Annotated in this window: 26 protein-coding genes and 1 pseudogene; 7 read left to right on the top strand and 20 right to left on the bottom strand. The window is 71.4% G+C overall.

Translation table 11 applies throughout. The features are described from left to right. A pseudogene (locus ACFQS1_RS09105) lies at positions 1-417 on the bottom strand (hypothetical protein); the annotation flags it as partial. Positions 418-436: 19 nt separating this feature from the next. Here ACFQS1_RS09105 and ACFQS1_RS09100 point away from each other — a divergent pair. Next, complete coding sequence (locus tag ACFQS1_RS09100) at positions 437-1,234, top strand: hypothetical protein (RefSeq protein ID WP_378965760.1); 798 nt, start codon at positions 437-439, stop codon at positions 1,232-1,234. Between the two features lie 156 nt (positions 1,235-1,390). On the opposite strand, the gene ACFQS1_RS09095 is transcribed toward ACFQS1_RS09100, so the two are convergent. After that, on the bottom strand, positions 1,391-2,047 hold the full coding sequence (locus ACFQS1_RS09095; RefSeq protein ID WP_378965759.1) for a 4a-hydroxytetrahydrobiopterin dehydratase: 657 nt from the start codon (positions 2,045-2,047) through the stop codon (positions 1,391-1,393). Between ACFQS1_RS09095 and ACFQS1_RS09090 the strand changes: the two genes are divergently transcribed. Then, complete coding sequence (locus tag ACFQS1_RS09090; protein WP_378965758.1) at positions 2,046-2,606, top strand: HAD family hydrolase; 561 nt, start codon at positions 2,046-2,048, stop codon at positions 2,604-2,606. The genes ACFQS1_RS09095 and ACFQS1_RS09090 overlap by 2 nt on opposite strands. A 190-nt stretch (positions 2,607-2,796) precedes the next feature. On the opposite strand, the gene ACFQS1_RS09085 is transcribed toward ACFQS1_RS09090, so the two are convergent. From ACFQS1_RS09085 to ACFQS1_RS09065, 5 genes are all read right to left on the bottom strand, one after another. Further along, entirely contained in the window at positions 2,797-3,387 is a 591-nt protein-coding gene (locus tag ACFQS1_RS09085; protein ID WP_378965756.1) for a GTP-binding protein, read from the bottom strand. Between the two features lies 1 nt (position 3,388). Then, complete coding sequence (locus ACFQS1_RS09080) at positions 3,389-3,769, bottom strand: DUF742 domain-containing protein (protein WP_122982576.1); 381 nt, start codon at positions 3,767-3,769, stop codon at positions 3,389-3,391. 90 nt (positions 3,770-3,859) lie between these two features. Further along, complete coding sequence (locus ACFQS1_RS09075) at positions 3,860-4,264, bottom strand: roadblock/LC7 domain-containing protein (protein WP_014447580.1); 405 nt, start codon at positions 4,262-4,264, stop codon at positions 3,860-3,862. Continuing rightward, positions 4,261-7,869, bottom strand: coding sequence for a sensor histidine kinase (locus ACFQS1_RS09070; protein WP_378965755.1), 3,609 nt, complete (start codon positions 7,867-7,869; stop codon positions 4,261-4,263). Before ACFQS1_RS09070 ends, ACFQS1_RS09075 begins: the two co-directional genes overlap by 4 nt. A 432-nt stretch (positions 7,870-8,301) precedes the next feature. Beyond that, on the bottom strand, positions 8,302-9,387 hold the full coding sequence (locus ACFQS1_RS09065; RefSeq protein ID WP_378965753.1) for an adenosine deaminase: 1,086 nt from the start codon (positions 9,385-9,387) through the stop codon (positions 8,302-8,304). 26 nt (positions 9,388-9,413) lie between these two features. Between ACFQS1_RS09065 and ACFQS1_RS09060 the strand changes: the two genes are divergently transcribed. Further along, positions 9,414-10,205 carry a putative RNA methyltransferase gene (locus tag ACFQS1_RS09060; protein ID WP_378965752.1) on the top strand — a complete coding sequence of 264 codons (792 nt, stop codon included), beginning with the start codon at positions 9,414-9,416 and terminating at the stop codon, positions 10,203-10,205. Positions 10,206-10,209: 4 nt separating this feature from the next. On the opposite strand, the gene ACFQS1_RS09055 is transcribed toward ACFQS1_RS09060, so the two are convergent. The 8 genes from ACFQS1_RS09055 to ACFQS1_RS09020 all read right to left on the bottom strand — a co-directional run bounded on the left by ACFQS1_RS09055 (position 10,210) and on the right by ACFQS1_RS09020 (position 19,499). Beyond that, on the bottom strand, positions 10,210-10,890 hold the full coding sequence (locus ACFQS1_RS09055) for a DUF4272 domain-containing protein (protein WP_378965750.1): 681 nt from the start codon (positions 10,888-10,890) through the stop codon (positions 10,210-10,212). Positions 10,891-10,896: 6 nt separating this feature from the next. Continuing rightward, the gene (locus ACFQS1_RS09050; RefSeq protein WP_378965749.1) at positions 10,897-12,174 is read right to left on the bottom strand and encodes a thymidine phosphorylase; all 1,278 of its coding nucleotides are present in this window, start codon (positions 12,172-12,174) and stop codon (positions 10,897-10,899) included. Beyond that, on the bottom strand, positions 12,171-12,884 hold the full coding sequence (locus ACFQS1_RS09045) for a cytidine deaminase (protein WP_378965748.1): 714 nt from the start codon (positions 12,882-12,884) through the stop codon (positions 12,171-12,173). The genes ACFQS1_RS09050 and ACFQS1_RS09045 overlap by 4 nt, the downstream gene beginning before the upstream one ends. A 27-nt stretch (positions 12,885-12,911) precedes the next feature. Next, positions 12,912-14,180, bottom strand: coding sequence for an ABC transporter permease (locus ACFQS1_RS09040; RefSeq protein ID WP_378965782.1), 1,269 nt, complete (start codon positions 14,178-14,180; stop codon positions 12,912-12,914). Positions 14,181-14,185: 5 nt separating this feature from the next. Further along, a complete protein-coding gene (locus ACFQS1_RS09035; protein WP_378965746.1) occupies positions 14,186-15,454 on the bottom strand; it encodes an ABC transporter permease in 1,269 nt (422 codons plus the stop codon). After that, on the bottom strand, positions 15,451-17,010 hold the full coding sequence (locus tag ACFQS1_RS09030) for an ABC transporter ATP-binding protein (protein WP_378965745.1): 1,560 nt from the start codon (positions 17,008-17,010) through the stop codon (positions 15,451-15,453). The genes ACFQS1_RS09035 and ACFQS1_RS09030 overlap by 4 nt, the downstream gene beginning before the upstream one ends. Before the next feature lie 77 nt (positions 17,011-17,087). Then, positions 17,088-18,185 carry a BMP family lipoprotein gene (locus ACFQS1_RS09025; protein WP_378965744.1) on the bottom strand — a complete coding sequence of 366 codons (1,098 nt, stop codon included), beginning with the start codon at positions 18,183-18,185 and terminating at the stop codon, positions 17,088-17,090. A 261-nt stretch (positions 18,186-18,446) separates the two neighbouring features. Beyond that, complete coding sequence (locus tag ACFQS1_RS09020; RefSeq protein WP_378965743.1) at positions 18,447-19,499, bottom strand: hypothetical protein; 1,053 nt, start codon at positions 19,497-19,499, stop codon at positions 18,447-18,449. A 99-nt stretch (positions 19,500-19,598) separates the two neighbouring features. Between ACFQS1_RS09020 and ACFQS1_RS09015 the strand changes: the two genes are divergently transcribed. Beyond that, positions 19,599-20,186 (top strand): TetR/AcrR family transcriptional regulator, encoded by a 588-nt coding sequence (locus ACFQS1_RS09015; protein WP_378965742.1) that lies wholly within the window; start codon positions 19,599-19,601, stop codon positions 20,184-20,186. A 22-nt stretch (positions 20,187-20,208) separates the two neighbouring features. Here ACFQS1_RS09015 and ACFQS1_RS09010 read toward each other — a convergent pair whose 3' ends face one another. The 4 genes from ACFQS1_RS09010 to trpS all read right to left on the bottom strand — a co-directional run bounded on the left by ACFQS1_RS09010 (position 20,209) and on the right by trpS (position 23,157). Then, positions 20,209-20,592, bottom strand: coding sequence for a hypothetical protein (locus ACFQS1_RS09010; protein WP_378965740.1), 384 nt, complete (start codon positions 20,590-20,592; stop codon positions 20,209-20,211). Between the two features lie 7 nt (positions 20,593-20,599). Then, positions 20,600-21,511 (bottom strand): YihY/virulence factor BrkB family protein, encoded by a 912-nt coding sequence (locus tag ACFQS1_RS09005; RefSeq protein WP_378965739.1) that lies wholly within the window; start codon positions 21,509-21,511, stop codon positions 20,600-20,602. Between the two features lie 90 nt (positions 21,512-21,601). Then, complete coding sequence (locus tag ACFQS1_RS09000) at positions 21,602-22,129, bottom strand: 2'-5' RNA ligase family protein (RefSeq protein ID WP_378965738.1); 528 nt, start codon at positions 22,127-22,129, stop codon at positions 21,602-21,604. A 5-nt stretch (positions 22,130-22,134) separates the two neighbouring features. After that, positions 22,135-23,157, bottom strand: a complete 1,023-nt coding sequence (trpS, locus tag ACFQS1_RS08995) for a tryptophan--tRNA ligase (RefSeq protein WP_378965737.1) — start codon at positions 23,155-23,157, stop codon at positions 22,135-22,137. A gap of 166 nt (positions 23,158-23,323) precedes the next feature. On the opposite strand from trpS, the gene galE reads away from it, so the two are divergent. Genes galE through ACFQS1_RS08980 form a run of 3 tightly spaced genes read left to right on the top strand, consistent with a single transcriptional unit; the run spans position 23,324 to position 25,674 of the window. Further along, entirely contained in the window at positions 23,324-24,298 is a 975-nt protein-coding gene (gene galE, locus ACFQS1_RS08990) for a UDP-glucose 4-epimerase GalE (protein WP_378965736.1), read from the top strand. Then, the gene (gene galK / locus ACFQS1_RS08985; protein WP_378965735.1) at positions 24,295-25,437 is read left to right on the top strand and encodes a galactokinase; all 1,143 of its coding nucleotides are present in this window, start codon (positions 24,295-24,297) and stop codon (positions 25,435-25,437) included. Before galE ends, galK begins: the two co-directional genes overlap by 4 nt. A 30-nt stretch (positions 25,438-25,467) precedes the next feature. Further along, positions 25,468-25,674: a hypothetical protein gene (locus ACFQS1_RS08980; protein WP_378965734.1), complete on the top strand. Its 207-nt coding sequence runs from the start codon at positions 25,468-25,470 to the stop codon at positions 25,672-25,674. A gap of 23 nt (positions 25,675-25,697) precedes the next feature. On the opposite strand, the gene ACFQS1_RS08975 is transcribed toward ACFQS1_RS08980, so the two are convergent. Further along, positions 25,698-26,828 carry a LacI family DNA-binding transcriptional regulator gene (locus ACFQS1_RS08975; protein ID WP_378965733.1) on the bottom strand — a complete coding sequence of 377 codons (1,131 nt, stop codon included), beginning with the start codon at positions 26,826-26,828 and terminating at the stop codon, positions 25,698-25,700. Between the last annotated feature and the right edge of the window lie 75 nt (positions 26,829-26,903).

The raw sequence follows: 26,903 nt of genomic DNA, 5'->3' as shown, positions 1-26,903 counted from the left end.
GCCGGCCGCCGCGGCCGCGTTCCCCAACCGCGCGCCCGTGCCCGGCAACCGGCCGGTCTCGGTGCCGCCGCCCCCGCCCGGCATGACGCCGATCACGCCGGGCTCGCGAGCCGCCGCGCGCACCCCGATCGCCCCGGCGTCCCGGCCGGCCGGCCGCCCGGCCGCGGAGTCGCCGGCCGCGTCGATGCCGTCCTCGTCGCTGCCCTCGATGTCGTCCCCGTCGCTGCCCTCGTTGTCGTCCCCGTCGCTGTCGTCGTCGATGCCGTCCGCGTCGGTCTCTCCGGCCGACAGCGGGCAGCCGTTCCGGGCGACGCTCACCAACGCGGCGATCAACAGCGCCCGCGCCGAGCGGCAGCGCACGGTCATCCCGCCGCGGCCCAGCCGCGCGCCGTCGAGCCCCGCGCCCGGCAGCGCCACCGATTACTCGTCGCTGCCGATGCCGGCCCAGCGGTCCGAGCCGGCCGAGCCCGGCTCCCGCGCCAACTGGCCGCTGATCAACCCGAGCGGCGACGAGGTGTCGACGCCCGCCGTGTCGGCGAGCGGGCCCCCGTCCGACCCGGGCCGGGTCAAGCCGCCGTGGCAGGACATGCCCAAGGAGCCGCCGGCCCTGCGCCTGGTCGAGCCGCGGATCGGCAACAGCCTCGACACGACGGTCGCCGACCTGCCCGCCATCAACGAGCCGCCGTCGCTGCGCCTGGTCGAGGGCGAGGCCGCCCGCAACGGCCGCCGCGCCAGCAGCGTGGTCAGCACGACGAGCACCAAGCTCACGGCGCTCGACCGCAGCAGCACGCCGCCGGTCCCGGCCGACAGCAACGACACCGACCTGCTGATCTTCGCGGCGGCCCGGTCGGCCTGGTTCACCGGCCACACCGACACCCCGGCCGACCTGAACTGGGCCAACCCCAACGACAGCGGCTGGCGTGCCGCCGAGCGGGCGGCGACCCCCGAGATCGCGGCCGAGACCGCGGCGGGCCTGCCCAAGCGGGTCCCGCAGGCCAACCTGGTGCCGGGCTCCCCGTTGCGCGACGAGCGCCCGCTGCGCATCGTCCGCGACGCGGCGAGCATCGCGGCGCACACGACCGGCTACTTCCGCGGCTGGCGCCGGGGCCAGGAGATCGGCGGTTTCGCCATGGGCGGCCGCCCCGGCCGCGAGTCGGCCGGCGGATGGGATTTCACCCGCGACCGCGAGGGCGCCGACGAGTTCCGCGACAACAGCGCCAACTACTCCCGCTGACCACAGAAGCGGCCGCGACGTCCCGTCGCGGCCGCTTTCGCGTGAGCGGCCACCGCGCGACGCGGGCCCGCACGCCCGACGCAGGCCGCACCCGCACGACGCAAGCTGACAACTGCGCGACGCGGATCACCCACGGCGGCCGCGGGCGCGAGCCGGTCAGGCGCCTCGCTGCTGCCAGGTGCACAGGCAGACCTTGTTGCCCTCCGGGTCGGCGAGCACCCAGTAGCTCGGGGCCTCGGCGTCGCTGACCAGCGTGCCGCCGGCGGCCACCGCCGCGTCGATGCGGGGCTGCACCTCGGCCGGATCGACCCAGATGTCGGGGTGCCAGCGCTGCCTCGGCTCCTCGCTGCCCGACTCCTGGAACCAGATCAGCGGCAGCGTGCCCGCCCCGTCGCGCAGGTCGTCGCCGAGCTCGAGGCTGTGCGCGGGCCCGATCGCCAGCACGGCGGCCCAGAACGGGAGCAGCGCCTTGAGGTTCGGCGTGTCCAGGGCCAGCTCCATCTCGCTGACCCCATGCGTCGTCTGGGACAGGCCCGAGTCGGCGACCAGCGCCGAGATGATGCGGGCCAGCTCGACGTCGCGCGCGGTGATCCCGCCCTCGTCGTGGCTGAACAGCCGGATGTTCACGTGCGGGTAGCGCAGGTCGATGTCCGGGTGGTGATTCGCCTCCTCGGCCGCCGCGCCGATGGCGTTGACCAGGGCCAGCCCGGTCGCGAAGTCGCCGCTGCGGACGCGGGTGTGCAGGGCGTTGGCGAGCGGCACCCAGCCGGTCAGCCCCGCGTCGGCGATCTGTCGTCCCGTGAGCTTCGTCATGCGCCCATCATCGCGCGCGCGACCGGCATCATGGTCGGGTGCGAGCGATCGTCTTCGGCTTCTTCGGGACCCTGACCGACCCGTACGCCGAGACCCGCCGCCGGACGCCGCGGTCGCCGCCCAGCTGGCCGGCGCCGAGCAGGTCCGCCCGCCCCGCCCCGGCGGGCTGGCGCTGCTCGACCGGCTGCGCGCCGACGGCTTCCGGCTGGGCCTGGTGAGCGACTGCTCGAGCGAGCTGTACGAGTCCTGGCCGTCGACGCCCTACGCGCCCCGGATAGACGCTGCCGTGTTCTCCTGGCACGAGGGGTACCGCAAGCCCGATTTACGCCTCTACGCGGCCGTGAGCGCCCGTCTCGGGGTGTCCGCCGGGGACTGCTGGTACGTGGGCGACGGCGGCAGCCGCGAACACGACGGCGCCCGCCGCGCCGGCATGCGCCCGATCCTGGTCACCAACGCCGGCTGTCCTGAGGCCGCGGCCTACCGCAGCGACCCGGATCCCTATCGTCCGGAGCTCGTTGTGGACGATCTCGACGGGCTGCGCGCGTTGCTCCATTCGTGACCTGCACACGACCGATGACCGTCCGTAGAGGAGCCCGGACAGGCAGAAACCCCGCTCCGACCGTCGGAGCGGGGTTTCACCAAGTCCGCGACCAGTCACCGTGAGTAGCCGAGACGCTCACCGCGACCACCGCGCCGGCATGGCCGGAATGATCCCCGGTCCGCACTTTCGCGGACCCGGAATCACCCCATCACGCAGGCGCGACCGCGCGCGAGCGACGCATCGTCAGCACATACTCGACAAGCGAGATGAGGACGTTCTTCGTCGACTCACGGTTACGGGCGTCGCAGCTCACCACGGGCACGTCGCTCGAGATCGCCAGCGCGTCCCGGACGTCCTGCGCGTTGTGGTACTGCATCCCGTCGAAGCAGTTGATCGCCACCAGGTACGGCAGGCGACGATGTTCGAAGAAGTCGATGGCGGCGAAGCAGTCGGCGAGACGGCGGGTGTCCACCATGACCACGGCACCGATCGCGCCCCGCACCAGCTCGTCCCACATGAACCAGAACCGCGTCTGGCCGGGGGTGCCGAACAGGTAGAGGATCAGGTCACGGTCGATGCTGATACGGCCGAAGTCCATGGCGACGGTGGTCGTCATCTTGCCCGGCACCTGCCGGTTGTCGTCGACACCCACACCGGCCGAGGCCATGATGGCCTCGGTGGTCAGCGGGGTGATCTCCGAGACCGACCCGACCAGCGTCGTCTTACCGACGCCGAATCCACCGGCGATGACAATCTTCGCCGATGTAACGCGCCCCCCAGCAGCGGGACGGTGCGACATGTCAGAGCCTGCGAAGTCCACTCAGCACCCTTTCCAGCAGTTCCGTGCCTACCGCGTCGGTCTCGTCTTCCAGCGAGGTGGGCTCGTACACCGCGACAAGGCCGTCAGAGGCCATGTCGGCGACGATCACTCGAGCCACACCGAGCGGCAGTTGCATGCGTGCGGCGATTTCGGCGAGCGACTGCACACGGCCGCCGTCGCACATAGCCGCGATGTACTGATGCTCGCTTCCACCCTGCCCGCCGCGGATCATGCCTGATCGGCCGCGCACGGTTGTCTCGACCAGCGCTTCCAGCGCTATCTCAAGCTTCGGCCGGGTCCGACCGCGGGTCACGGCGTACGGCCTGACCAGCGCGCCGGTCGGCTCATCGCGCTCGGGCATCGTCACCGCTCACCCCTTCCTCGAACCCTAGAAGTGTCTCTTGTTGTCAAGTTTTTGAACAGCAGCCGAGAGAACCGGCTCACTGCCCGTTCAGCCAAGAACGCCGGCCGCGGACCGCGGCGCGGGAGTCAAGGCCTCGCCGACGCGGTCGACGAGAAGGGCCATCTCGTAGCCCACCTGTCCGACGTCGCAGCTGCGCGCCGCGAGCACCGCGAACGACGAGCCGTCGGAGATGGACATCAGGAAGAGGAACCCGTTGTCCATTTCGACGACCGTCTGCAGCACCGCGCCACCCTCGAAGCACCGAGCGGCGCCCTGGGTCAGGCTGACCAGGCCGGAGGCGATAGCCGCCAGCTGGTCGGCACGGTCACGCGGAAGGTCCCGCGAGGCCGCCAGGAGCAGACCGTCGGCGGAGACCGCGATCGCATGCGCGACTCCGGGAACGCGGTCGGCGAAGTTGGCCAGAAGCCAACCGAGATCCTGCGTAGATGTCATGCCTCATGCTCCTTGCCAGCCTGCGAGGACTGCTGCCCTCCCGGAGTCTCCTCCGGGTTGGTCGATTGTTCCTTGGTGCGACCGCGCTGCACACCCCGGTGGTACGCGGACAGCAGGCCGCGGACACCCTCGGGAGTACGTTTCTGGACGGAACTTCCGCCACGGTCGACACCGCCGGGGACGAGCTGCGCCATCGGTGTGCGCTTGGGCAGCCCGGCCGTGGTGGTGGCATCGATCGAGTGCTCTGCCGCCGCACGGGCGGCCTGCCAGCCCTCGTCGGCGGCGGTGTGCCACGGGTTGGACACCGCGCCGTTGGTTCCGTTGCCACTCGGAGAACCGTAGCCGCTCGCGGCGCCAACGCCCACCGGAGCGGGATCGTGGTCGCGCGACTCGGGCGATCCGCCCTGCTGTGGCACGCCGACCGTACGGGTCGGCTCGCCGGTCGGGATCCGCTGGGTCGACACCGCTTCGTCGCCGGCCGGCTGCTTGTCGGCCGGGCGGGCGGTGGTGAACCAGGCGGACTCGAGCTCCCGGAAGATCGGCAGCTCCATGGTCTCGTCGGCGAACTGACCCTGGTTGCTGTCCCGCTGACGGGCCGCGGCCTGGGCCGCGGCGATCTGCGCCGCCGCGGTGGCCTGTGCCTCGGCCGCCTGGGCCGTCGCCGCCTCGTGAGCCGCCTTGGCCGCCGCGGCCGCCCGCTGGGCGTCCGCCTGCGTGCCGCCGCCCGAGGCCGGCGTCGCGGAGACCGGACGGGCCGGCGGCGCGGACGACGGGATCGGCGCGGTCTGCGGGTTGGTCGGCCGCTCGACCTGCGGCTGCCGCTGCCCCTCGGGGCGGTAGCGCGGGATCTCGGCGGTCATGTCGAGCGCGGCCGCGAGGCTCTCGGGCACGTGCGGCGCCGCGTTCTGGTCGCGTTCCGGAGCGACCGGCGGCCAGGCCGGCGGCGCGGCCGGGGTCGCGGTCGGCGGCCCGGAGACCGGCGGCTGCTCGTTGGCCGGCGGCACCGAGGTGGGCCGGGCGTACGGCGGGCCGGACGGAACCGGCGGCGCGGAGACCGGCGGCACCGGCGGGGCCGAGACCGGCGGGACGAACCCGCCACGGGTCTGGCTCTCGGGGTTGGACGGCAGCTGGCGCGGGATGGTCGCGCCGTAGCCGCTGTCGGTGTCGGTGCCGGGCCGGAACTGCTCGCCGTTGCGGCGCTGCGGCAGCCCGTCCGGACCGGCGAAGCCCTGCGGGCCGGACGATGCGGGCCCGGACGGCGCGGGGCCGGACGGCAGCGGCGGGATCATCTCGTTGCTGCGCGGCCCGTAGAAGCCGTTCGCCGAGCCGCTGCCGTTGCTGCCGTTGGCACCGTTCGAGAAGGCGCCGCCGATGCCGGATCCGCCACCGAAGCCGTTGCCGTTGCCGTTGCTGGGCGCGCCGGTCAGGTCGGACCAGGCCGGAACGGACCGGCCGCCGGTGCCCAGCATGCCGCCGTTGGTCATCGGCGGGTTGGGATCGAAGGGCCGGCCACCGGGGTAGCCGCCGCGTCCGCTCTCCAGGGCCAGCGGCTCGGGCAGGCCGGGACGGCCGCCCGGCGGGAGTCCTTCGTAGCCGCCGCCGACGCTGCGGCCGGCCATCGCGCCGGCGATCAGCACCTGCACCGGCAGGCTCACGTCGGCCACCGTGCCGCGCTCGGCGTCGGCCGGGCGCAGCTCGACCTTGACGCCGTGCCGGTTCGCCAGCCGGGCGACCACGACCAGGCCCATCATGCGGGAGACGGCCACGTCCACCATGGGCGGGTTGGCGAGCCGGTCGTTGAGGTCGCGCAGCTGCTCGCGGCTGATGCCGATGCCGCGGTCCTCGACCGAGAGCAGCGCGCCGTCGCCCAGCCGCCGGGCCTCGACGGTGACCGTCGAGTTGGGCGGGGAGAACGCGGTCGCGTTGTCGAAGAGCTCGGCGACCAGGTGCACCATGTCGTTGACGGCGTGCGCCGCCACCTCGATGTCCCGGTCGATCATGCCGAACTCGATGCGGGTGTAGTGCTCGACCTCGGACTGGGCGGCGCGGAGCACGTCGATCAGGGCGGCCGGCTCGCGCTGCACGCGGGTCGAGTCGGCGCCCGCGAGAACCAGGAGGTTCTCGTCGTTACGGCGCATCCGGGTGGCCAGGTGGTCGAGCTGGAAGAGCTCGGCCAGGCGGTCCGGGTCTTCCTCGCCGCGCTCCAGCCGGTCCAGGTGACCGATGAGCCGGTCGACCAGGATCTGCGAACGGCGGGCGAGGTTGACGAACATCGTCGCGACGGAGGCCCGCAGGGCGGCCTGCTCGGCCGCGGTGCGCACCGCCTCGAGGTGAACCGCGTTGAACGCCTCGGTCACCTGGCCGAACTCGTCCCGGCTGCGCACCGGAAGCGGCTCGGCGATCTGGTCGGCGACCTGGGCCGGGGTGAGCGAGGTGGCGAGCGCGGGGTCACGCAGCCGGGACACCGCGTGCGGCAGGCCGAACTGGGCGACCGAGAGGGCGCCCTGTCGCAGCTCGCGCAGCGAGCGGGCCATCGACCGGGCGACGAGCCAGGCGAACAGGATCGCCAGCAGCAGCATCGCGAGCAGCACGCTGGTCTCGATGAAGACCCGCCGGTTGACGTCGTTGCGCAGGGTGGTGGCCTGGGCGACCACGTCGGCGTCCATCTTCTGCTCGACCTGGCGGTACAGGTTGTTGTACCCGATCATCGCCTTTTCCCACGACTGGGCGTCGTAGGGGATGTTGCGGGTGTTGTTGCCCTGCAGGTTTTTCAGCTGGACGGTGAAGTTCGTCGCGGCGCGGCCGTCCGGCACGCTCTGGATCCGGTCGAAGAGCTGGACCTCGGCGTCGGTGCCGATCGAGTGCACCGTGTCGTTGGCCAGGTTGAGGCCGGTGTCGGTGAGCAGGAAGTCGCGGCGCAGGGCCGCCGAGAAGTCACCCTCGCCGAGGACGAGGTGGCCGATGTCGCGCTGCTCGGCGATGTACTCCTTGGCCCGGGCCACGGCGGCCACGGTGCGCAGGTGGTCGGAGAGCTCGGTGTCGGTGGAGAGCTGCGCCGAGACGTCACGCACGGTGAGCAGGTCGTTGATGAGGATGGTGTACGTGTCCTTGACGTCCTCGACCGGCAGCGCCTTGTTGGCGATCTGGCTCCGCTTGGAGGGCAGCTCCTCCAGGTTGCGGTCGAGGCGCAGCAGGAGCGTGCCCACCTTGGCCGGCACGTCGTCCAGCGCGGCCTTCTGCTGCGAGTACGGCACCTTGGCCTGGTCGACCGCGGCGTGCTCGTTGTTGAACGCCTTCACCGCCGCGTCGCCGACCGGCGAGTTGCCATACGTCTTGATCATGACGCCGTAGGCGCGTTCGTTCTGCAGGCGGTCGACGAGGCCACCGGCGGCCTCGGACAGAACCGCCAGGTTACGTGCGCGCTCCGCGTTGCTGGCCGTATCGATGTGGTCCACCAGGCCGCTGACGCCGACGATGATCGTCGCCAGGGTGGGAACCAGCATGATCAAGCCGAGCTTCGACCAGATCGGCAGATCTCGCAGCCGATCGGCCGGCCGACGGAGACGCGACATGACGCCGGTCGCCGTCTTGGGGCGCTTGCTCACGTCACCGTCCTCCTGATTCGGGCCCGGCATCTGTCGCCGGGCACCGCACACGGCCGACTCCCGCGTCGGGCCCCCGAGATTCCATCACGACGAGTGTCAAAGAGAAAGACCAGGCGGGCACGGACCGGTTGTGTGATGCGATGTTGTCCTGTCCAACGGGGACATCGCCGGTTCGATATGACTGCCTGTATCTGGATGCGTCTCTCACTGTCACTCAGACAACCGACTCAGCGTGGGGGTTTCGCCGGCCGATCGGGCCCGATCGTAATGGATCGGGGCAGGAGAGACGATGGCGCGGTCCGAGCCGCAGAGCAAGGTGAGATGCCGGATTTTGCAGTGTTTGTAGGGACCATTCTGACCGAACGGATGAGAGGTCGCACCGAACCGGTAGCACCGCGGCCCATAGGTGGGGTGCTATTTGCCGGACGGCATTCAACCCAGCAGCTTGGCGTACGCCGGCTTGATGATCTCGGTGATGATCGCGAGCCGCTCGTCGTACGGGATGAACGCGGACTTCATGGCGTTGATCGTCAGCCACTGCAGCTCGCTCCAGCCCCACCCGAAAGCCTCGCTGAGCAGGGTCATCTCGCGCGACATCGAGGTGCCGCTCATCAACCGGTTGTCGGTGTTGACGGTGACCCGGAAGCGGAGGTCGTGCAGCAGCCCGATCGGATGCTCGGCGATCGAGGCGGCGGCCCCGGTCTGCACATTCGACGAAGGGCACAATTCCAGCGGAATCCGCTTGTCGCGAACATATGCCGCCAGCCGGCCGAGCACCGCGTCGCCGGCAGCCGGCGATCCGGTGATGTCGTCCACCAGGCGGACGCCGTGGCCGAGCCGGTCGGCGCCGCACCACTGGATGGCCTGCCAGATCGAGGGCAGGCCGAACGCCTCGCCGGCGTGGATGGTGAAGTGGAAGTTCTCCCGCTGCAGGTACTCGAACGCGTCCAGGTGGCGGGTGGGCGGGAAGCCCGCCTCGGCGCCGGCGATGTCGAAGCCGACCACCCCGGCGTCCCGGTAGCGCACCGCCAGCTCGGCGATCTCCTGCGAGCGGGCGGCGTGCCGCATGGCGGTCAGCAGGACCCCGACCCGGATCGGCCGGCCCAGCGCGGCCGCCTCGGCGCAGCCGTCCACGAAGCCGGAGTTGACCGCGTCGACCACCGCGTCGAGCGAGAGGCCCGATTCCAGGTGCTGCTCGGGCGCGTAGCGGACCTCGGCGTAGACGACGCCGTCGGCGGCCAGGTCGAGCGCGCATTCCCGGGCCACCCGGTGCAGGCCCGCCTCGGTCTGCATGACCGCCACGGTGTGGGCGAAGGTCTCCAGGTAGCGTTCCAGCGAGCCGGAGTCGGCCGCCGCGACGAACCATGCGCCCAACGCCTCGGCGTCGCCGGCCGGCAGCGGGTGCCCCACCGCGTCGGCGAGCTCGAGGACGGTCTGCGGGCGCAGGCCGCCGTCGAGGTGGTCGTGCAGCAGCGCCTTGGGCGCCTTCAGGATGTCGGAGTGCGTGATGGCCGCCATCAGCCGAGCCTAGAGGTCGGGAACTAATGATCGACGGAGCATTGCCGTACCTGCGCTGCCCGACTTGCGGGCAGGGGCTGAGCCGGCGGGAGCGGGCGCTGCGCTGCCCGCGCGGGCACAGCTTCGACATGGCCAGACAGGGGTACGCGGACCTCAGCGCCGGCCGCCTCCCGCACGTCGGCGACACCGCCGGGATGGTCGCCGACCGGGAGTCGTTTCTCGCCGCCGGCCACTACGACTTCATCGCCGACGCGCTCGCCGCGCGAACCCCGGCCGGCTTCGTGGTCGACGCCGGCGTGGGCACCGGCTTCTACTTGGCGCGTGCTCTGGACAAGTTGGCAGAGACCGGCCTTGGGCTGGACGTTTCCAAGCCGGCTCTGCGGCGGGCGGCCCGCGCGCACCCCCGGGCGGCGGCGATCCTGGCCGACGTCTGGCGGCCGCTGCCGATCGCGGACGCGGCGGCCGACACGATCCTGAACGTCTTCGCCCCGCGCAACGGCGCCGAGTTCCACCGCATCCTCCGACCCGGCGGCACCCTGCTCGTGGTCACGCCGGCGCCCGGCCATCTGGCCGAGCTCGTCACGAGACACGGGATGATCCACGTCGATCCCGACAAGGATCATCGGGTCCGGGAGAGCCTGGCCGGTCATTTCCGGCGGGACGGATCGGAGACGCTGAGCCGTACGCTGCGCCTCACGGCCGCCGAGGCGGCCACCCTGATCGGCATGACACCGAGCGCCCGGCACGGCGCCACCGCGCCCACCGAGGACGTCACCGTGACCGCGGCGGTGCACCTGACCGCCTACGAAAGGCGGTAGGCCTTTAGACCGAGAGGTCGACCTCTTCCCATTCGGGGGGCTTGTCGTGGTACGGGCCGTGGAAGATGATCGCCCACTCCAGGGCCCACCGCCGCTGCCCGATCGCGTTCGCGTCGATCTCCCCCGGCAGCCGGCCACCGACCCGCTCGACCTCCTGGAAGGCCCAGTCCAGGCAGTAGTAGAGATCCAGCAGGACGGCCGCCTCGACCGGGTCGCGGGGTGACATCAGCGACCGGGACCGCCAGCTGCCGAACGTCTCGCCCGCCGGGAGATCGGGCATCTGCGACATCATCCGGTCCTCGGGCGGCGCCGTCGGGTCGAGGTGCCGGCTCAGCCCGAGCAGCCAGGACAGCGCGAACACCGCGTCGTGGTGCAGGACGAACGACCGGTGGTCGCCCTTGGCGCCGATCACGAACTGCCACTCGGGCGGGGTGACCAGGTCGACCAGGTGCGACCCGAGCAGCCAGCTCATGGCGATCTCGGTGGGCATGCCGAAGCACCGCGCCACGACCACGTGCAGCACCGCGCACCGCGCCTCGATGTCGAGCGTCGGCCGCAGCTCGACCGTGTCGCCGGGCTCCCAGATCAGCGGGAAGCCCGGCGGCGGCGTCGGGAGGCCGAGCCGCTCCAGCTCGTCCAGACTCGCCTCGCGAACCGCGCGCGGGTCGGGTGCGGCCTTCGTCATGGTGCGTCAGGCTATGCGGTCGAGCACCAGCGGGGTAAGGGCGGGAGCCGCATCTCCGACAATCACCGCATCGGTGGCCACGTCGCGCGCGGCGGGGATGCGGGCCGGCTCGTCCGTGCGCAGCTCGAACAGCACGTCGCCGGCCGTCACCCGGTCGCCCGGCTTGACCTTGAGCAGGACCCCGGCGCCGAAGCTGACCGGATCCTCCTTGCGGGCCCGTCCGGCGCCGAGGCGCCAGGCGGCAACCCCTATCCCGTACGCGTCGACGGCCGTCACCACGCCGTCGCGGGTGGCCCGGACCACCTCGTTCTCCCGGGCCACCGGCAGGGCCGCGGACGGGTCGCCGCCCTGTGCCCGGATCATCCGCCGCCACGTGTCCATGGCCGCCCCCGACTCGAGCACCTTGGCCGGATCGGCGTCCACACCGGCCGCGGCCAGCATCTCGCGGGCCAGCGCCAGGGTCAGCTCGACCACGTCGGCCGGTCCCCCGCCGGCCAGCACCTCCACCGACTCGGCCACCTCGACCGCGTTGCCGACCGCCCGGCCGAGCGGGGTGCTCATGTCGGTGAGCAGCGCGATCGTGTTCACACCGCTGTCCTGGCCGAGCCGCACCATGGTGCTCGCCAGCTCGCGGGCGGTGGCCAGGTCCTTCATGAAGGCGCCCGAGCCGACCTTGACGTCGAGGACCAGCGCGCCGGTGCCCTCGGCGATCTTCTTGCTCATGATCGAGCTGGCGATCAACGGGATGGCCTCGACGGTGCCGGTGACGTCGCGCAGGGCGTACAGCTTGCGGTCGGCGGGCGCGAGCCCCTCGCCGGCCGCGCAGATCACCGCGCCGACCTCGTCGAGCTGCCGCTTGAACGCCTCGTTGGAGATGGTCGCCTGCCAGCCCGCGATGGACTCGAGCTTGTCCAGGGTGCCGCCGGTGTGGCCGAGGCCGCGGCCGGACAGCTGCGGCACGGCCGCGCCGCAGGCGGCCACGAGCGGGGTGAGCGGCAACGTGATCTTGTCGCCGACGCCGCCGGTGGAGTGCTTGTCGGCGGTCGGGCGGGTCACCGAGGAGAGGTCGAGCCGCTCGCCGCTAGCGATCATGGCGGCGGTCCAGCGGGCGATCTCGGCGGGCGTCATGCCGCGCAGCAGGATCGCCATCGCGAGGGCCGACATCTGCTCATCGGCCACCACGCCTCGGGTGTACGCGTCGACCACCCAGTCGATCTGCGCGTCGGACAACACCTGCCCGTCCCGCTTGGCCCGGATGATGTCCACCGCGGCGAAGTCGGTCATGCCTGATCCTCCCACTTGGCCGGGATCCCGTCCGGCGGTTCGCCGTCGCCGGCCCAGGCCAGCGCGCCGTCGGCATTCACCACCACGATCCGCGGCGTGCGGGCCTGGCCCCAGGCGACCGCCTCCGCGGGCGTGAGGAAGTTCGGGCCCTCCTCGAGCACGCCCTTCTCGGCGTCGCCCTCCGAGGGGCTGCCCGCGGACCGTTCCCAATACCCGGTCCAGACCGTCTCGCCGCCGGACAGGTCGGGGTGCACGAAGACCGTGCCCCGGCCGCGCCACTTGGCCAGCGACTCGGGGACGTCCGGGAACTCCGTGCCGTTGACCTTCTCCAGGTCGGCCGGGCCGAACGCGTACGGCAGCAGGTCGTGCACCCGCAGCGGCGCCGGCACGGCCTCGACCAGGCACTCCGGGCCGCCGTGCTCGTACAGCAGCTGACGGCAGCGCCCGCACGGCATCAGCGGCTCGCCGTTGGCATCCACGCAGGAGATCGCCACCAGCCGGCCGCCGCCGGTCGCGTGCAGCGAGCTGACCAGCCCGCACTCGGCGCAGAGCCCGACGCCGTAGGACGCGTTCTCCACGTTGCAGCCGACGACCACCCGGCCGTCGTCCACCAGTCCCGCCACCCCGACCGGGAAGTCGGAGTAGGGGGCGTACGCGTGCCGCATCGCCTCGATGGCGGCGGCACGCAGCCCAGCCCAGTCGATCTCCATCTGCGAATTGTCGCGCATCGACCGGGATCAGCTCTTCACGTACGGCACCCCGTCAGCCGCGGGCGCGCGCACCCGGCCGACGAGACCGGCCACGGCGACGATCGTCGCGATGTACGGCAGCATGTTGAGGAACTGGTTGGGCACCGGGCTGCCGGCCACGCTCAGGTAGTACGCCAGCTTCTGCGCGAAGCCGAAGAACAGCGCCGCCCCGAGCGCCCCGAACGGCGTCCACCGCCCGAAGATCAGCGCGGCGAGGGCGATGAAGCCGGCACCCGCGGTCATGTTCTTGTTGAACGCGCCGGTCGACACCAGCGTGAAGTACGCCCCGCCACAGCCGGCCACGACGCCGCCGAGCAACACGTTCAGGTACCGCAGCCCGCGCACCCGCACGCCGACCGTGTCGGCCGCCGTGGGGTGCTCGCCGACCGCCCGCGTGCGCAGGCCCCACCGGGTGCCCTTGAGCGCGAAGTGGATGACGAAGACCAGCACCAGGGCGAGCCAGACCAGCAGGTTGGTGTGGAACAGCACGGGCCCGATCACCGGGATCTCGGCGAGGCCGGGGACCTTCCAGTCGGGCAACGTCGGCGGCTCGTTGTACTTGAGCGCGTTGGGCTGCATGAGCCGTTCGTACAGGAAGCCGGTGACGCCGAGCGCGAACAGGTTGAGCACGATGCCGACCACGACCTGGTCGACCAGGAACTTGATGGCCAGCACGGCCAGCATGGCGGCGATGATGACGCCGCCGACCATGGCGCTGATCAGGCCGGCCCAGACGCTGGTGGCGAGCGTGCCGACCAGGGCCGCGCCGAACGCGCCCATCAGGAACTGGCCCTCGATCGCCACGTTCACCACGCCGGAGCGCTCGCCGAGCACGCCGGCCAGCGCGCCGAGCACGAGCGGCAGGGAGTACTCGACGCTGCCGTCCAGGGTGTCGACCAGCGGCAGGAACTTCCCGGCCACCTGCCAGCACAGGAACGACAGCACGAACGCCAGGATGCCGAGGCAGAGCAGCAGCGTCTGGAAGCGGCGGGCCCTGCCGATCAGCATGATCACGCCGACCACCACGGTGACCAGGCCGAAGAGAATCGTGCCGAGCTGCCCGTTGATCGACAGGGCGGCGCCGCTCGCGTCGGCGCTGAGCGTGAACCGGGCGGTCTTGGACTCGGCGAGCGGGCCGAACACGAACGTCGCGATCAGGCCGATCACCGTGATGCCGACGCCGAGCCGGCGCTCCCGGTTCCAGAAACGCTCGGGAGCGTCGACCGTGGTCAGGTCTTCCACCGTGGCCGTGGACACGTGGCTCACCAGCCCTTCGCCAGCGAGGCGCCGAGCCGTGCGGCACGGGCGGCGCGGAGGTGGAAGATCGTCTTTACCAGGGCCGGCGCGGCGATGAAGATGACGATGAGCGCCTGCAGGACGGTGACCAGCTCGAGCGAGATGCCCACGTCCACCTGCATGAGGTTGCCGCCGGCCCGCAGCGCGCCGTACAGGATCGCGGCGAGCAGCGTGCCCCACGGCTTGTTGCGGCCGAGCAAGGCGACCAGCAGGCCGTCGAAGCCGATGTTGCCGGCCACCTGGGCGGTGAGCTTGTCGGCCGTGCCGAGCACCTGCACCGCGCCGCCGAGGCCGGCCAGGCCGCCGGCGACGACCATCAGCAGCGTGTACGTCCGGGCCACGCTCATCCCCGCGGTCCGGGCCGCCGGCGGGTTCGCGCCCACCGCGCGCAGCTCGAAGCCGAACGAGGACCGGTTGATCAGCCAGGCGACACCCGCCGTGACCAGCACCGCCAGCACGATGCCCAGGTGCACCCGCAGCGGCGAGGGCAGCGCGGGCAGCTCGGCCGAGCTTCGGATGGCCTTGCTGATCGCGTCGGTGCGGTCCGGGTCCTGCACGCCCTTCTGCAGGATCAGCCAGCCGAGGAACAGCGTCGCCACGTAGTTGAGCATGATCGTCGTGATCACCTCGTGGGCGCCGGTCCGGCCCTTGAGCAGGCCGGGCAGGAAGCCCCAGAGCGCGCCGCCGATCAGGCCGAACAGCAGCGCCACGATCAGGTGCAGACCGGGCGGCAGGTCGAACGCGAAGCCGGCCACGCCGCCGAGGACGCAGCCGATCACCGCCTGGCCCTGTCCGCCGATGTTGAACAGGCCGCCCCGGAAGGCGATCGCGACCGACAGGCCGGTGAAGACCAGCGGGGTCGCGTACGTCAAGGTCTCCGAGATCGGGTTGAGCGCAGCCTGCCAGGTACCGGTGCCGTCGATCCAGGCCGCGAACGCCTCCGGGTCGAAGATCGAGCCCTTGAACAGGTCGGCGTAGGCCTGACTCACCAGATCCCAGCTCGCGGTCAGCGCGTCGCTGGGCCGGGAGGTGAAGTACGAGAACTTCGCCAGCACCGCGGAGTCGGAGACGACGATCAGCACCGCGCCGATGACCAGCGCCAGGAAGATCGACAGGACGGTGACGGTGACGGTGTTGGCCGACCAGAGGTTCTTGAGGAAGAGCGAGAGGAACGAGTCCTCCTTCTCCTTCTTCGGCGGCGAGGAGGGCGGCGCCGCGTCAACGTCGGTGGTCACTCGGTTTCCTCTTCTTCGGCCGGGGCGGATGTGATGCCGGCCATCAACAGACCGATCTCCTCGCGGGGCATGTCGGGCGAGACGGTCGCCAGGATCCGGCCGCGGTACATCACCGCGATCCGGTCGGCGAGGCCGACCACCTCGTCGAGCTCGCTGGAGACCACGAGCACGGCGGTACCGTTGTCGCGCTCGTGGATGATCTGGTTGTGGATGAACTCGACCGAGCCGACGTCCACGCCGCGGGTGGGCTGGCTCGCGATCATCAGGCGCAGCGGGCGGGACATCTCCCGGGCCACCACGACCTTCTGCTGGTTGCCGCCGGAGAGCGTGCTGACGGCGTGGTCGGCCGACGACGTACGGATGTCGAACTGCTCGACCCGCTCGCCGGCGTTCTCGCTGACCGCCTTGGGGTTGAGCTTGAACGCGTTGCCGAACGGCGGCCGGTCGTACATGTCGAGCACGAGATTTTCGGCCACCGAGAACTCCTTGACCACGCCGTCGTGGCTGCGGTCCTCGGGGATGTAGCCGACGCCGGAGCGCAGAATCTTCTTGGTGCCCATGTCGGCCAGGCTCTCGTTGTCAAGCTCCAGGCGCCCGGCCCGGATGCCGCGCAGGCCGACGATCGCCTCGACCAGTTCGGTCTGGCCGTTGCCCTGCACGCCGGCGATGCCGAGCACCTCGCCGGCCCGGACGGTCAGGTCGACGCGGTCGACGGCGCGGACGCCACGGTCGTCGTCGACGATCAGACCGGAGATCTTGAGCACCTCGCGGCCGGGCTCGGCCGGGGACTTGCTGACCTCGAGGCTCACCTCCCGGCCGACCATCATCGCCGCCAGCTCGTCCTCGGAGGTGTCGGGGCTGGCCACGCCGACCGTCCGGCCGCGGCGGATCACCGTGATCCGGTCGGCGATCGCCTTGACCTCGCGCAGCTTGTGGGTGATGAAGACGATGGACTTGCCGGTCTGGGCCAGCGAGCGCATGACGGTGAGCAGCTCGTCGGTCTCCTGCGGGGTGAGCACCGCGGTCGGCTCGTCGAGGATCAGCAGGTCGACGTCGCGGGTGAGCGCCTTGACGATCTCGACCCGCTGCTGCGCGCCGACCGGCAGGTTTTCCACCAGGGCGTCCGGGTCGACCGGCAGGCCGTACTTCTCGGAGGTGGCCAGCACGTCCCGGCGGTTGCGGCGCCGGTCGAGGATGCCCAGCGGCCCGCCGCGCACGTCCTCGGCGCCGAGCGCGATGTTCTCGGCCACGGTGAAGACCGGGACCAGCATGAAGTGCTGGTGGACCATGCCGATGCCGGCCGCGATCGCGTCCCGGGGGGTGCGGAAGACCTTGGCCTCGCCGTCCACCAGGATCTCGCCCTCGTCCGGCTGCAGCAGGCCGTAGAGCTGGTTCATCAGCGTCGACTTGCCGGCGCCGTTCTCGCCGAGCAGGGCATGCACCTCGCCCGGCTCGACCGTGATGTCGATGTGGTCGTTGGCCACCAGGTCGCCGAAGCGCTTGGTGATGCCGCGCAGTTCGAGTCTCAGCGGAATCTCCCCTTGGTGGCTCAGCACGATGTGAACAGCCGCCGCACCGGCCGCGAGAAAACCTCGCAACCAGGGCGGCGGCCTGGATGTTACCTACTACCGGTTCACTTGGGCGCGTTGGCCGACTCGACCTTGACCTTGCCCGAGATGACGTCTGCCTTGAGCGCCTCGACCTCGGACTTGAGACCCGCGTCGATCTTGCTGTCGAACTGGTTGAACGGCGCCAGCTCGACCCCGTTGTTCTCCAGCGTGCCCAGGTAGCCCGGGGTGGCGGCGAGCGGCTGGCCGGAGGCGCCGGCGACGGCCGCCTTCTCCACGGCGTCGGTGATGTTCTTGACGACCGTGGTCATGAAGACCGAGCAGTACTGCGCCGCGCTCTTGCAGCCGTCCTGGTCGACCCAGATGATCGAGACCTTGCCGCCGGAGCCCTGGGCGACCTCGGCCGCGCCGAGGCCGGTGCCGCCGGCGACCGGCAGGATCACGTCGGCGCGCTGGCCCACGAACGTGTTGGCCAGGGCCTTGCCCTTGGCCGGGCTGGCGAAGTCCTCGGTGAAGGAGCCGGCCTGCTTGGCCTTGTCCCAGCCGAGCAGCTTGACGCTCTTGCCCTTGACCTGGTTGTAGTGCGCCACGCCGTCGGCGAAGCCGTCCATGAAGACGGTGACCGGCGGGATCTTCAGGCCGCCGAAGGTCGCCACCGTGCCGGTCTTGGAGTAGCCCGCGGCCAGGTAACCGGCGAGGAACGCGGCCTGCTGGGTGGCGAACTGCATCGGGTAGACGTTCGCCCCGGTGCTGCCCGAGTCGACGATCGCGAACTGCGAGTCGGTGTTCTCGCTGGCGACCTTCTTGGTGGCGTCGCCCATCAGGCCGCCGACCGAGAGGATGAAGTTGCACTTCTTGGTGACGAAACCGCGCAGGTTGGGCTCGTAGTCGGCCTCGGCGGTCGACGCCACGTAGCTCGGCTCGATGTTGGCGGCCTGCGTCTTGGCGGCCTGCAGGCCGGCCCAGGCGGAAGCGTTGAACGACTTGTCGTCGATGCCACCGGTGTCGGTGACCATGCAGGCCTTGTATGCCGCGGCGGTGGCGGCACCGCTGCTGCCGCCACTGGGAGTCTCGTCCGGGGCGTCACCACAAGCGGCGGCGGCGAGCGTCAGCCCACCTGCCGCGAGAATCGCAAGGATCCGCTTCCCACGTACTGGGCGCAAGACGCCCTCCTTCCAACGCACACCGACATCCGTCGGTGAGTCTTCAAGTTGGGGAGCGTAGCCGCAGGCCAGAACGGCGGTGGGAGTTTGGTCCGGACTGTTGGCGCACCGTTATAACGCCGCAATCGCAGACCGCCTTGAACGGCGGTTTAGGTCGATCTGACCAACAATTGCCCGGTCAATGGCGTAACATGCCGTTAATCTTGCGGCCCGGAGGCCCCCGCGCCCGTCAATTCTTCGGTCGAGGGCCCGTCCACCGTCTCAGCGCGCGGCGGCCAGCTCCGGTTCGGCCGCGGCCGGCGCCGCCTCGGTCTTCTTCGCCAGTCCGCGCCGGCCGATCAAGACCAGGAGCAAACCGCCGATTGCGTACGCGCCGAGCACTGTCGCCGCGAAGCCGCCGCCGTTCCCGCCGAAGTAGGCCACGGACCGCAGCAGCGTTCCGCCGGCGCCGATCGGCAGCCACTGCCCCACCGCGCCCCACGGCTGCGGCAACAGCTCGGGCGCGGCGGCGATGCCGGACAGCGCGTTGCCGACCAGGAACAGCACGACCGCGCCGAGCGCCAGGCCCTGCCGCCCGACCACCGCGGCCAGGCCGGTCATCGCGCCGGCGATCGCCAGCGTGAACAGGGCCAGCACGCCGGCCACCGCGAAGTAGTCGCCGGGCAGGACGCCGAGCCACCCGACCAGCACGCCGGCGCCCGCCAGGCCGGCCAGCGCGGCGAAGGTGACCAGCGCGGTCAGCCGGGCGCCGCGGCGCGGCACGAACAGGAAGACCAGCACGCCGGCGAGCAGGCTGGTGATGGCCAGCGGCAGGAATCCGGCGCCGAACCCGGCTCCCCGCGGGTCGTCCGGGTCGACCGGGACCACGTCGCGGACCGGCACGACATTGCTGCCCAAGCCTGGGCTGCCAGTCGACGGAGCCATGTCGCTACCCAAGCCTGGACTGTCAGTCGGCGGAGCCGGCCGGCCGAGGCCGGAAGCGGCCTGGGTGAGCAGCTGGGCCACGGCCGGGCTGGCCGCGGAGGCCACGTGCACCTCGGGTCCGGCGGCGGTCACCAGAATCGCCCCGTACACGTCACGATCTTTGATCTTGGAATCGGCCGCGGCGGCGTCGGCGACCGCGGTGACCTCGAAGGCGCCCGGGTGCGCCGCCTGGATCTGCGCGACGACCTGCGGCGGGCCCGCGACGGCGATCGGCAGGCCGTGCGGCGCCAGGTTGGCGGCCGGCGCGGCGAACAGCGGGATGAGCAGAGCCTGGCCGATGACCACCGCGATCGCGATGAGCACGCCCAGGGACAGAGCGTTGCGTCGCATCTTGAACTCCTAAAACGAATGCTCGTTCTTTATTGCGTCCAGCATGCGCCCGGCAACGGGATCCCGTCAAGAATGAGCGTTCGTTTTACACTGGGACGCGTGCCACGTGTCTCCGAGGAATACCTGACCGCCCGCCGCGAGCAGATCCTGGCCGCCGCCCGCGTCTGCTTCCTGAGCAAGGGTCTGCACAACACGTCGATGCAGGACCTGATCCAGGAGGCCGGCCTGTCGGTGGGCGCGGTCTACCGCTACTTCAAGTCCAAGAACGAGATCATCGCCGCGATCGCCTCGACCGTCGTCGGCGGCATCCAGCTGCACATCGAGGACGTCGCCGCCCGCCGGCTGCCGCTGACCGACTCGATGTCGGCGATCCTCGAAGAGGTCGAGCGGCAGCTGGAGCCGGGCGGTTTCCTGCCGGTCGCGCTGCAGGTGTGGGCCGAGGCGACGCTCGACCCGGCGATCGGCGCCATCGTCAAGGAGCGGTACGAGGCCTTGCGCGACAGCATGCGGGTGCTGGTGGTCCACGCGGTCGAGAGCCGCGAGCTGCCCGCGGACGCGGATGTGGACGCCACCACCGCCGCCTTCTATTCGCTGCTGCCGGGCTATGCGTTGCAGCGCCTGCTGACCGGCCGGCCCGATCACGACACCTATCTGGCCGGGATCCGCACCCTGGTCAACCGGCCGTAGGGCGGGTCTCCGACGCCGGCGCCTACCCCGACAGTCGGGCGGCGATCCGGGCCCAGCCCGCGCGCACCTCCGCCTCGGTGGGCGCGCGCCCCGGCCGTACCCGCCGGGTCTCGAAATCGTCGTCGGCGGCCGGCTCGCCGGCCGGCGCCTCCTCGGCCGCCCGGGCCAGCTCGATCTCGTCGCGGATCGCCTCGGCGTCCGGCCGGGGCAGCAGCGGCTCGACCACCGCCATCAGGTCCTCGTCGGCGACCACGGCCTGGGCGAGCGCGAGGGCGTGGGCCCGCTCGTAGGGCCCGCAGACGATCGGCTCCCAGTCGTCGTCGCCCAGCGACCCGATCGTGATGACCCAGGGGAGGTCGGCCACCGGCGAGCCGGCCGGCAGGTCAAGCGTCACGAGAGTGCCCACGGGCACATCATTCCGGGCGGCTGTGCCGAATCCAGGTATTTTGCCCCACCGGGGCATTTTTATCGTCAGCTGAGAGGTCGACGACCCGGCCGTGCGGGCTGGTCGCCGCCCAGGCCGCTCCGAACAGCAGAAGCTGGTTGAAGACATAGAGATAGACCAGTACGCCGACGGCCGAGCCGACCAGCCCATATGCCGGATTTCGCTGCACCAGCCCGACAAAGGACTTGCCCACCGTGTTCAGCAAGGTGATGCCGATGCCGACCTGCAACACCGGCGGGGCGATCCGCCGCACCGTCATCCGCAGCCGGGGCACGGCCGCGAGCAGCGCCGCCGCGAGCAGCATGTTGACCGCGACGGTGAGCAGCCAGCTGACGCTGGACTGGACGAACCCGTCGGCCAGCCAGTCGGTCACCTTCTCCAGGCCGTAGACGGCGAGCTGGGAGAGGGCGAGCAGCAGCAGGATGCCGATCAGCACGAGCAGGTCGAGCGCCTGCCGGATGCCGAAGTAACCGGGCTGCTCGGGGACGCGCCAGATCAGCCGCTGCGACGAGCGGATCGACTCGACCCAGCCGATGCCGGTGAAGGTCAGGCCGACGATGCCGACGATGCCGACGGTCCGGCCGCTGGAGAGGATCGCCTGGATGTCGAGGAAGGGCAGGTTCTGGGCGAGGAACTCGGTGACCACGTCGAGCAGCTCGACGTTGTTGGTCAGCAGGATGCCGAAGATCGAGTAGCCGATCAGCAACAACGCGAAGATCGCGAAGAACCCGTAGTACGCGATCGCGGCGGCCAAGCGCCCGCCCTGGACGTCCCAGAAGCGGATCAGGGCCCGGCTGAAGTGGTCGAATACCCGCGACTTGTGACGCACCCGCAGGATCCGCGCCTCGACAGCCGCATAGGCGCGATCGATCGGGTTCACGGCCGCACTCTACTGGCTGGCTCCGCTTCGCTCCGCTGGGCAATCGCCCCTTTCAGGCCGATGAGGAGGCGGGGCGATCGCCAATAGTCCTCACGAGCCGAGGGGGTAGTCACGGCGGGGGCGCCAGGGGCCCTCGCCGCCGTGTGAGAACAGGGTGAACGAGGTGACGTGGAACTTTGCCGAGAAGCTCGCCAGGTCTTCGAAGACGGCGTCGAGCTGGTCGGGCGGGACGTCCTGGGCGACCGTGACGTGCGGGTGGTAAGGAAAGCGCGAGTCGCGGTCGATGTCGTCGGCCGCGGCGATCGCCTCGGCGAGCAGCTCGCACTCGCTGATGCCGACCGCGAGCGTCACGAACACCACCTCGGTCACCGGCCGGAACGTGCCGGTGCCGCGCAGGTGGATGGTGAACGGCTGCTGGGCGGCCGCCACCTTTTCCAGATGGCGCTCGACGGCTGGCAGCGCGGCGCTGGCGATCTCGGTGGGGCCGAGCAGCGTGACGTGGGCCGGGGTGTACGCGGCCTGCGGATCGCCGGCGTCGGCGCGCCGCTGGGTGAGCTGGGCGCCCCAGGGCTCCGGGATGTCGATCGCGACGCCGATCCGCGTGCTGTCCGCGGCCACCTAGATCAGGCCTCGCGGGCCGGGCTGAGGAAACCCACGTTCTGGTACGCCGTTGCCAGCGTCACCGCCGAGACCGCCCGGGCCTTCTCGGCGCCGATCGCGAGGATCTTGTCGAGGTATCCGGGATCCTCCAGATACGCCCGGGTGCGCTCCTGGATCGGCTTGACGAACTCGACGAAGATCTCGGCGAGGTCCTTCTTGAGGTCGCCGTACCCCTTGCCCTCGTATTCCTCGAGCAGCTCGTCGATCGCCCGATTGGTCAGCGCGGCGTACATGGTCAGCAGATTGCTGACGCCGGGCTTGTTCTCCTCGTCGTAGAGGATCTCGCGACCGGTGTCGGTGACCGCGGACTTGATCTTCTTGACCGAGCGGGACGGATCCTCGAGCAGCTCGATGATGCCGTTGGGCGAGGACGCCGACTTCGACATCTTGGCCGTCGGGTCCTGGAGGTCGGTGATCTTGGCCGTGTCGCGCACGATGTACGGCGAGGGGACCGTGAACGTGCGGCCGAAGCGGGTGTTGAAGCGCTGGGCGAGGTCGCGGGTCAGCTCGAGGTGCTGCCGCTGGTCTTCCCCCACCGGCACCTGGTCGGCCTGGTAGAGCAGGATGTCGGCGGCCTGCAGGATCGGATAGGTGAACAGGCCCACCGTCGTGGTGTCGGCCGCCTTGGCCGACTTGTCCTTGAACTGCACCATGCGGCCGGCCTCGCCGAACCCGGTGATGCAGCTGAGCACCCAGGCCAGCTGGGCGTGCTCGGGCACGTGCGACTGGACGAACAGCGTGCAGCGCTCGGGGTCGAGCCCGACGGCGAGCAGCTGGGCCGCCGAGATGCGGGTGCGATTGCGCAGCGCGATCGGGTCGTGCCCCATCGTGATCGCGTGCAGGTCGACCACGCAGTAGAACGCGTCGAAGGTGTCCTGCATCGCCACCCAGTTGCGGACCGCTCCCAGATAGTTGCCGAGGTGGAACGAATCGGCGGTCGGCTGGATGCCGGAGAGCACGCGCGGTCGGCGGTCGACGTCGGACATGAGCGCCATTCTGTCAGTCGTGGTCACTGGATGGCCAACGCCCCCGGCCCCCGTCGCGTGACGGCGTCGCGGCGCCGTCACGTGAAAGTCTATGTTCATTATTGTTGACTTGTGATCGGTTTTCGCGGGAGACTGAACCAACCGCAACCACCTGGAGAGGCCCGAAGTGAAACTGCTCGTCACCGGGGGCGCCGGCTACGTCGGCAGCGTCACCAGCCGCCTGTTGCTCGACGCCGGCCACGAGGTCGTGGTGCTCGACAATCTCAGCACGGGCGTCCGCGCGGCCGTCGCGCCGGATGCCACCTTTGTGGAGAAGGACATCCGCGACGCCGCCGAGGTGCTCACCCCGGGCGCCGGTTTCGACGCGGTGCTGCACTTCGCGGGCCTGATCGCGGCGGGCGAGTCGATGGTCAGGCCGGAGCTGTACTGGCACGACAACGTGGTGAAGTCGCTGGCGCTGCTCGACGCGATCCGGGCCGCCCGGGTTCCGCGGGTCATCTTCTCCTCGACGGCCGCCGTCTACGGCAACCCGGTCGAGCTGCCGATCACCGAGTCCGCGGCCAAGGCCCCGACCAACACGTACGGCGCCACCAAGCTGACCTTCGACCACGCGCTCACCTCGGAGGCGCACGCCCACAAGCTGGCCGCGGTCTCGCTGCGCTACTTCAACGTGGCCGGGGCGTACATCCGCGACGGCCACGAGATCGGCGAGCGGCACAGCCCCGAGACCCACCTGATCCCGATCGCGCTGCAGGTCGCGGCGGGCAAGCGGGACAAGCTGCAGCTGTTCGGCGACGACTACCCGACCGACGACGGCACGTGCGTGCGCGACTACATCCACGTGGAAGACCTGGCCCGGGCGCACCTGCTGGCCCTGGGCGCGGCCACCCCGGGCGAGCACCGCATCTACAACCTGGGCAACGGCCACGGCTTCTCCAACAAGCAGGTCGTCGAGGTGGCCCGCGAGGTCACCGGCGCCGCGCTGCCGGCCGAGATCGGGCCGCGCCGCGAGGGCGACCCGGCCACCCTGGTGGCGTCGTCGGCCAAGGCGCGGGCCGAGCTCGGCTGGGTGCCGCAGAAACCGACGCTGCAGGCGATGATCGGCGACGCCTGGACCTTCTACCGGGCGCACGTCGCATGAGCGCTGCGTCGGGAGCCGAGGCCCACTTCCGCGCCGAGTTCGGCACCGAGCCCGCCGGCCGCTGGGCCGCGCCCGGCCGGGTCAACCTGATCGGCGAGCACACCGACTACAACGAGGGCTTCGTGCTGCCCTTCGCCCTGCCGCAGCGCACGGTGGCCGCGGCCGGCCCGGCCCCGGCCGGCGAGTGGACCGTCTGCTCCACGTTCGCGCCGGGCGCGGTCTCCTTCGGGACCACCTCGCCCGGCGAGGTGACCGGCTGGGCGGCGTACGTCGCCGGCGTGGTCTGGGCCCTGCGGGAGGCGGGCCTGGAGGTTCCGGGCGCCCGCATCGCGCTCGACTCCGAGGTCCCGGTCGGCTCCGGCCTGTCGTCCTCGGCGGCGCTCGAATCGTCGGTGCTGACCGCGCTGATCGACCTGGGCGGGCTGGACGTGCCGCTCGAGCAGCGGCCGGCCCTCGCCCAGCGCGCCGAGAACGTCTACGTCGGCGCGCCCACCGGCATCATGGACCAGTCCGCGTCGATCCGCTGCCAGGCGGGCCGGGCGCTGTTCCTGGACTGCCGGTCGTACGAGGTCAAGCAGATCCCGTTCGACCTGGCCGCCGCCGGCCTGGCCATCCTGGTGATCAACAGCAACGCCCCGCACCAGCACGTGGACGGCGAGTACGGCGCCCGCCGCAAGTCGTGCGAGGAGGCGGCGCGCATCCTGGGCGTGCCCGCGCTGCGCGACGTGCCGTTCGACGGGCTCGACGAGGCGCTGGCCCGGCTCGACGACGAGGTGATGCGCCGCCGGGTGCGGCACGTCGTCACCGAGGACCAGCGGGTGCTCGACACGGTGGCGCTGCTCGAGCAGGGCCGCACCCGCGAGGTCGGCTCGGTGCTGACCGCCGGGCACGCGTCGATGCGCGACGACTTCGAGATCACGGTGCCGCAGGTCGACGTCGCGGTCGAGGCGGCGCTCGCGGCCGGCGCGTACGGCGCCCGGATGACCGGCGGCGGCTTCGGCGGCTGCGTGCTGGCGCTGATCGACGCCGACCGGGCGGACGCCACGACGTCGGCGGTCGAGCAGGCGTACGCGAAAGCGGGTTTCAAGGCCCCCACCTGCTGGATCGCGACCGCGGGCCCGGGTGCCACGAGGCTTTGAAACGACCGCCTCGCGGGTAACCATGGATCCATGACGAGCGAGTCGCGGGAAACGGATCAGCCCAACGAGTTCGGCTTCGCCGGGGGCGCCACGGCCCCGGAGCCCGAACCGGATCACCGGCCGATCGAGGAGGTCGACGGCGAGAGCATCGCGGTGCCCGCCGGCGACCTGACCGGGGCCATCACCCACGCCATCGAGGACGCCACCGAGCGCCACCACGAGGAGGACACGCCGTAGGGTCTGTGTCGAAGTCGGAGACCCTAGGGTCGGCCGACCGTGCTCTCCCGCGCGATGATCCGGTGCTCGACGCAGATCTCGCGCGGCGGCGCGGCGGTGGCCGGCCGCTCGCCCAGACGCTCGGCGAGCAGGTCGACCGCGAGCTGGGCGATGCGCGGCGTGTCGGGGTCGATCGTGCTCAGCGCCGGGTTGCTGTACCGACCCTCCTCGATCCCGCCGAAACCCATCACCGCGACGTCGCCGGGCACGTCGATGCCGTGCTCGACCAGCGTGCGGATGGCGCCGAGGGCAAGCAGGTCGGTGAAGCAGAAGATCGCGTCCACGCTCTCGGCCCGGGCGAGCAGCAACTGCATGGCGGCGGCGCCGTCGGCCCGGCGCTGGCCGGTGACCGGCACCTCGAGGCGCGGGTCGGCGACCGGGCCGAGGCCGGCGTCGGCGAGCGCGGAGCGATATCCGGCCAGCCGCTGCCGCCACGTCACCGCGGCCGGTCCCACGGGCGCGCCGATCGCCGCGATCCGACGCCGTCCCACCCGCAGCAGGTGGCGCACGGCATCCCGGGCGGCCGCGGCGCCGTCGGTGGCCACGTGGTCCTCGGTCCCGGCGCGGATGCGCTCACCGAGCAGCACGGCCGGCACCCCGTGCCGCCGGGCCAGCTCGCTCGCCCGGGTCTCCACCGCGCTCGCGCCGGGCCGCGCCGCCTCCCCGGGCCGCGCCGCCTCGCCGGGCCGCTGCCCCTCGGCCCGCCTCGTCTCGGGCGGGCTTTCGCCGGTCACGATCTCGACCGGGCTGAGGATGAGGCCGTCGATGGCGTGCCGGCGCAGCCCGGCGGCCAGGTCGTGCTCTCGCTCGGCGCGCCCGTCGGTCTGATCGATCAGCACGGTCCAGCCGCGCGGCGCGGCGGCCTGCACGATGTGCCCGGCGAGCTCGGCGAAGTAGGCCGAGCGCAGGTCGGGCACGGCCAGCGCGATCACGCCGGAGCGGCCGCCGCGCAGGCGGCGGGCGGCGGCGTTGGGCACGTAGCCGAGCGCGTCGATCGCGGCCTGGACCCGGGCGCGGGTCTCCGGCGCGACGTGAACGTAGCCGTTGACGACGTTGGACACCGTCTTGATCGACACACCGGCGCGGGCCGCGACGTCCTTGAGGCCTGGCGGCACGGGCTGGACTTTACAACGTTGCAGGACTTAGAGCCGACACCCGGAGGAGCTAAGCGGCCATCGGGCCCGGGCCGG

Source organism: Paractinoplanes rhizophilus (assembly GCF_042664765.1).
GTDB lineage: Bacteria > Actinomycetota > Actinomycetes > Mycobacteriales > Micromonosporaceae > Actinoplanes > Actinoplanes rhizophilus.
The sequence above is the reverse complement of the archived record's forward strand: the minus strand, read 5'-3'. Positions and strand labels throughout refer to the sequence as shown.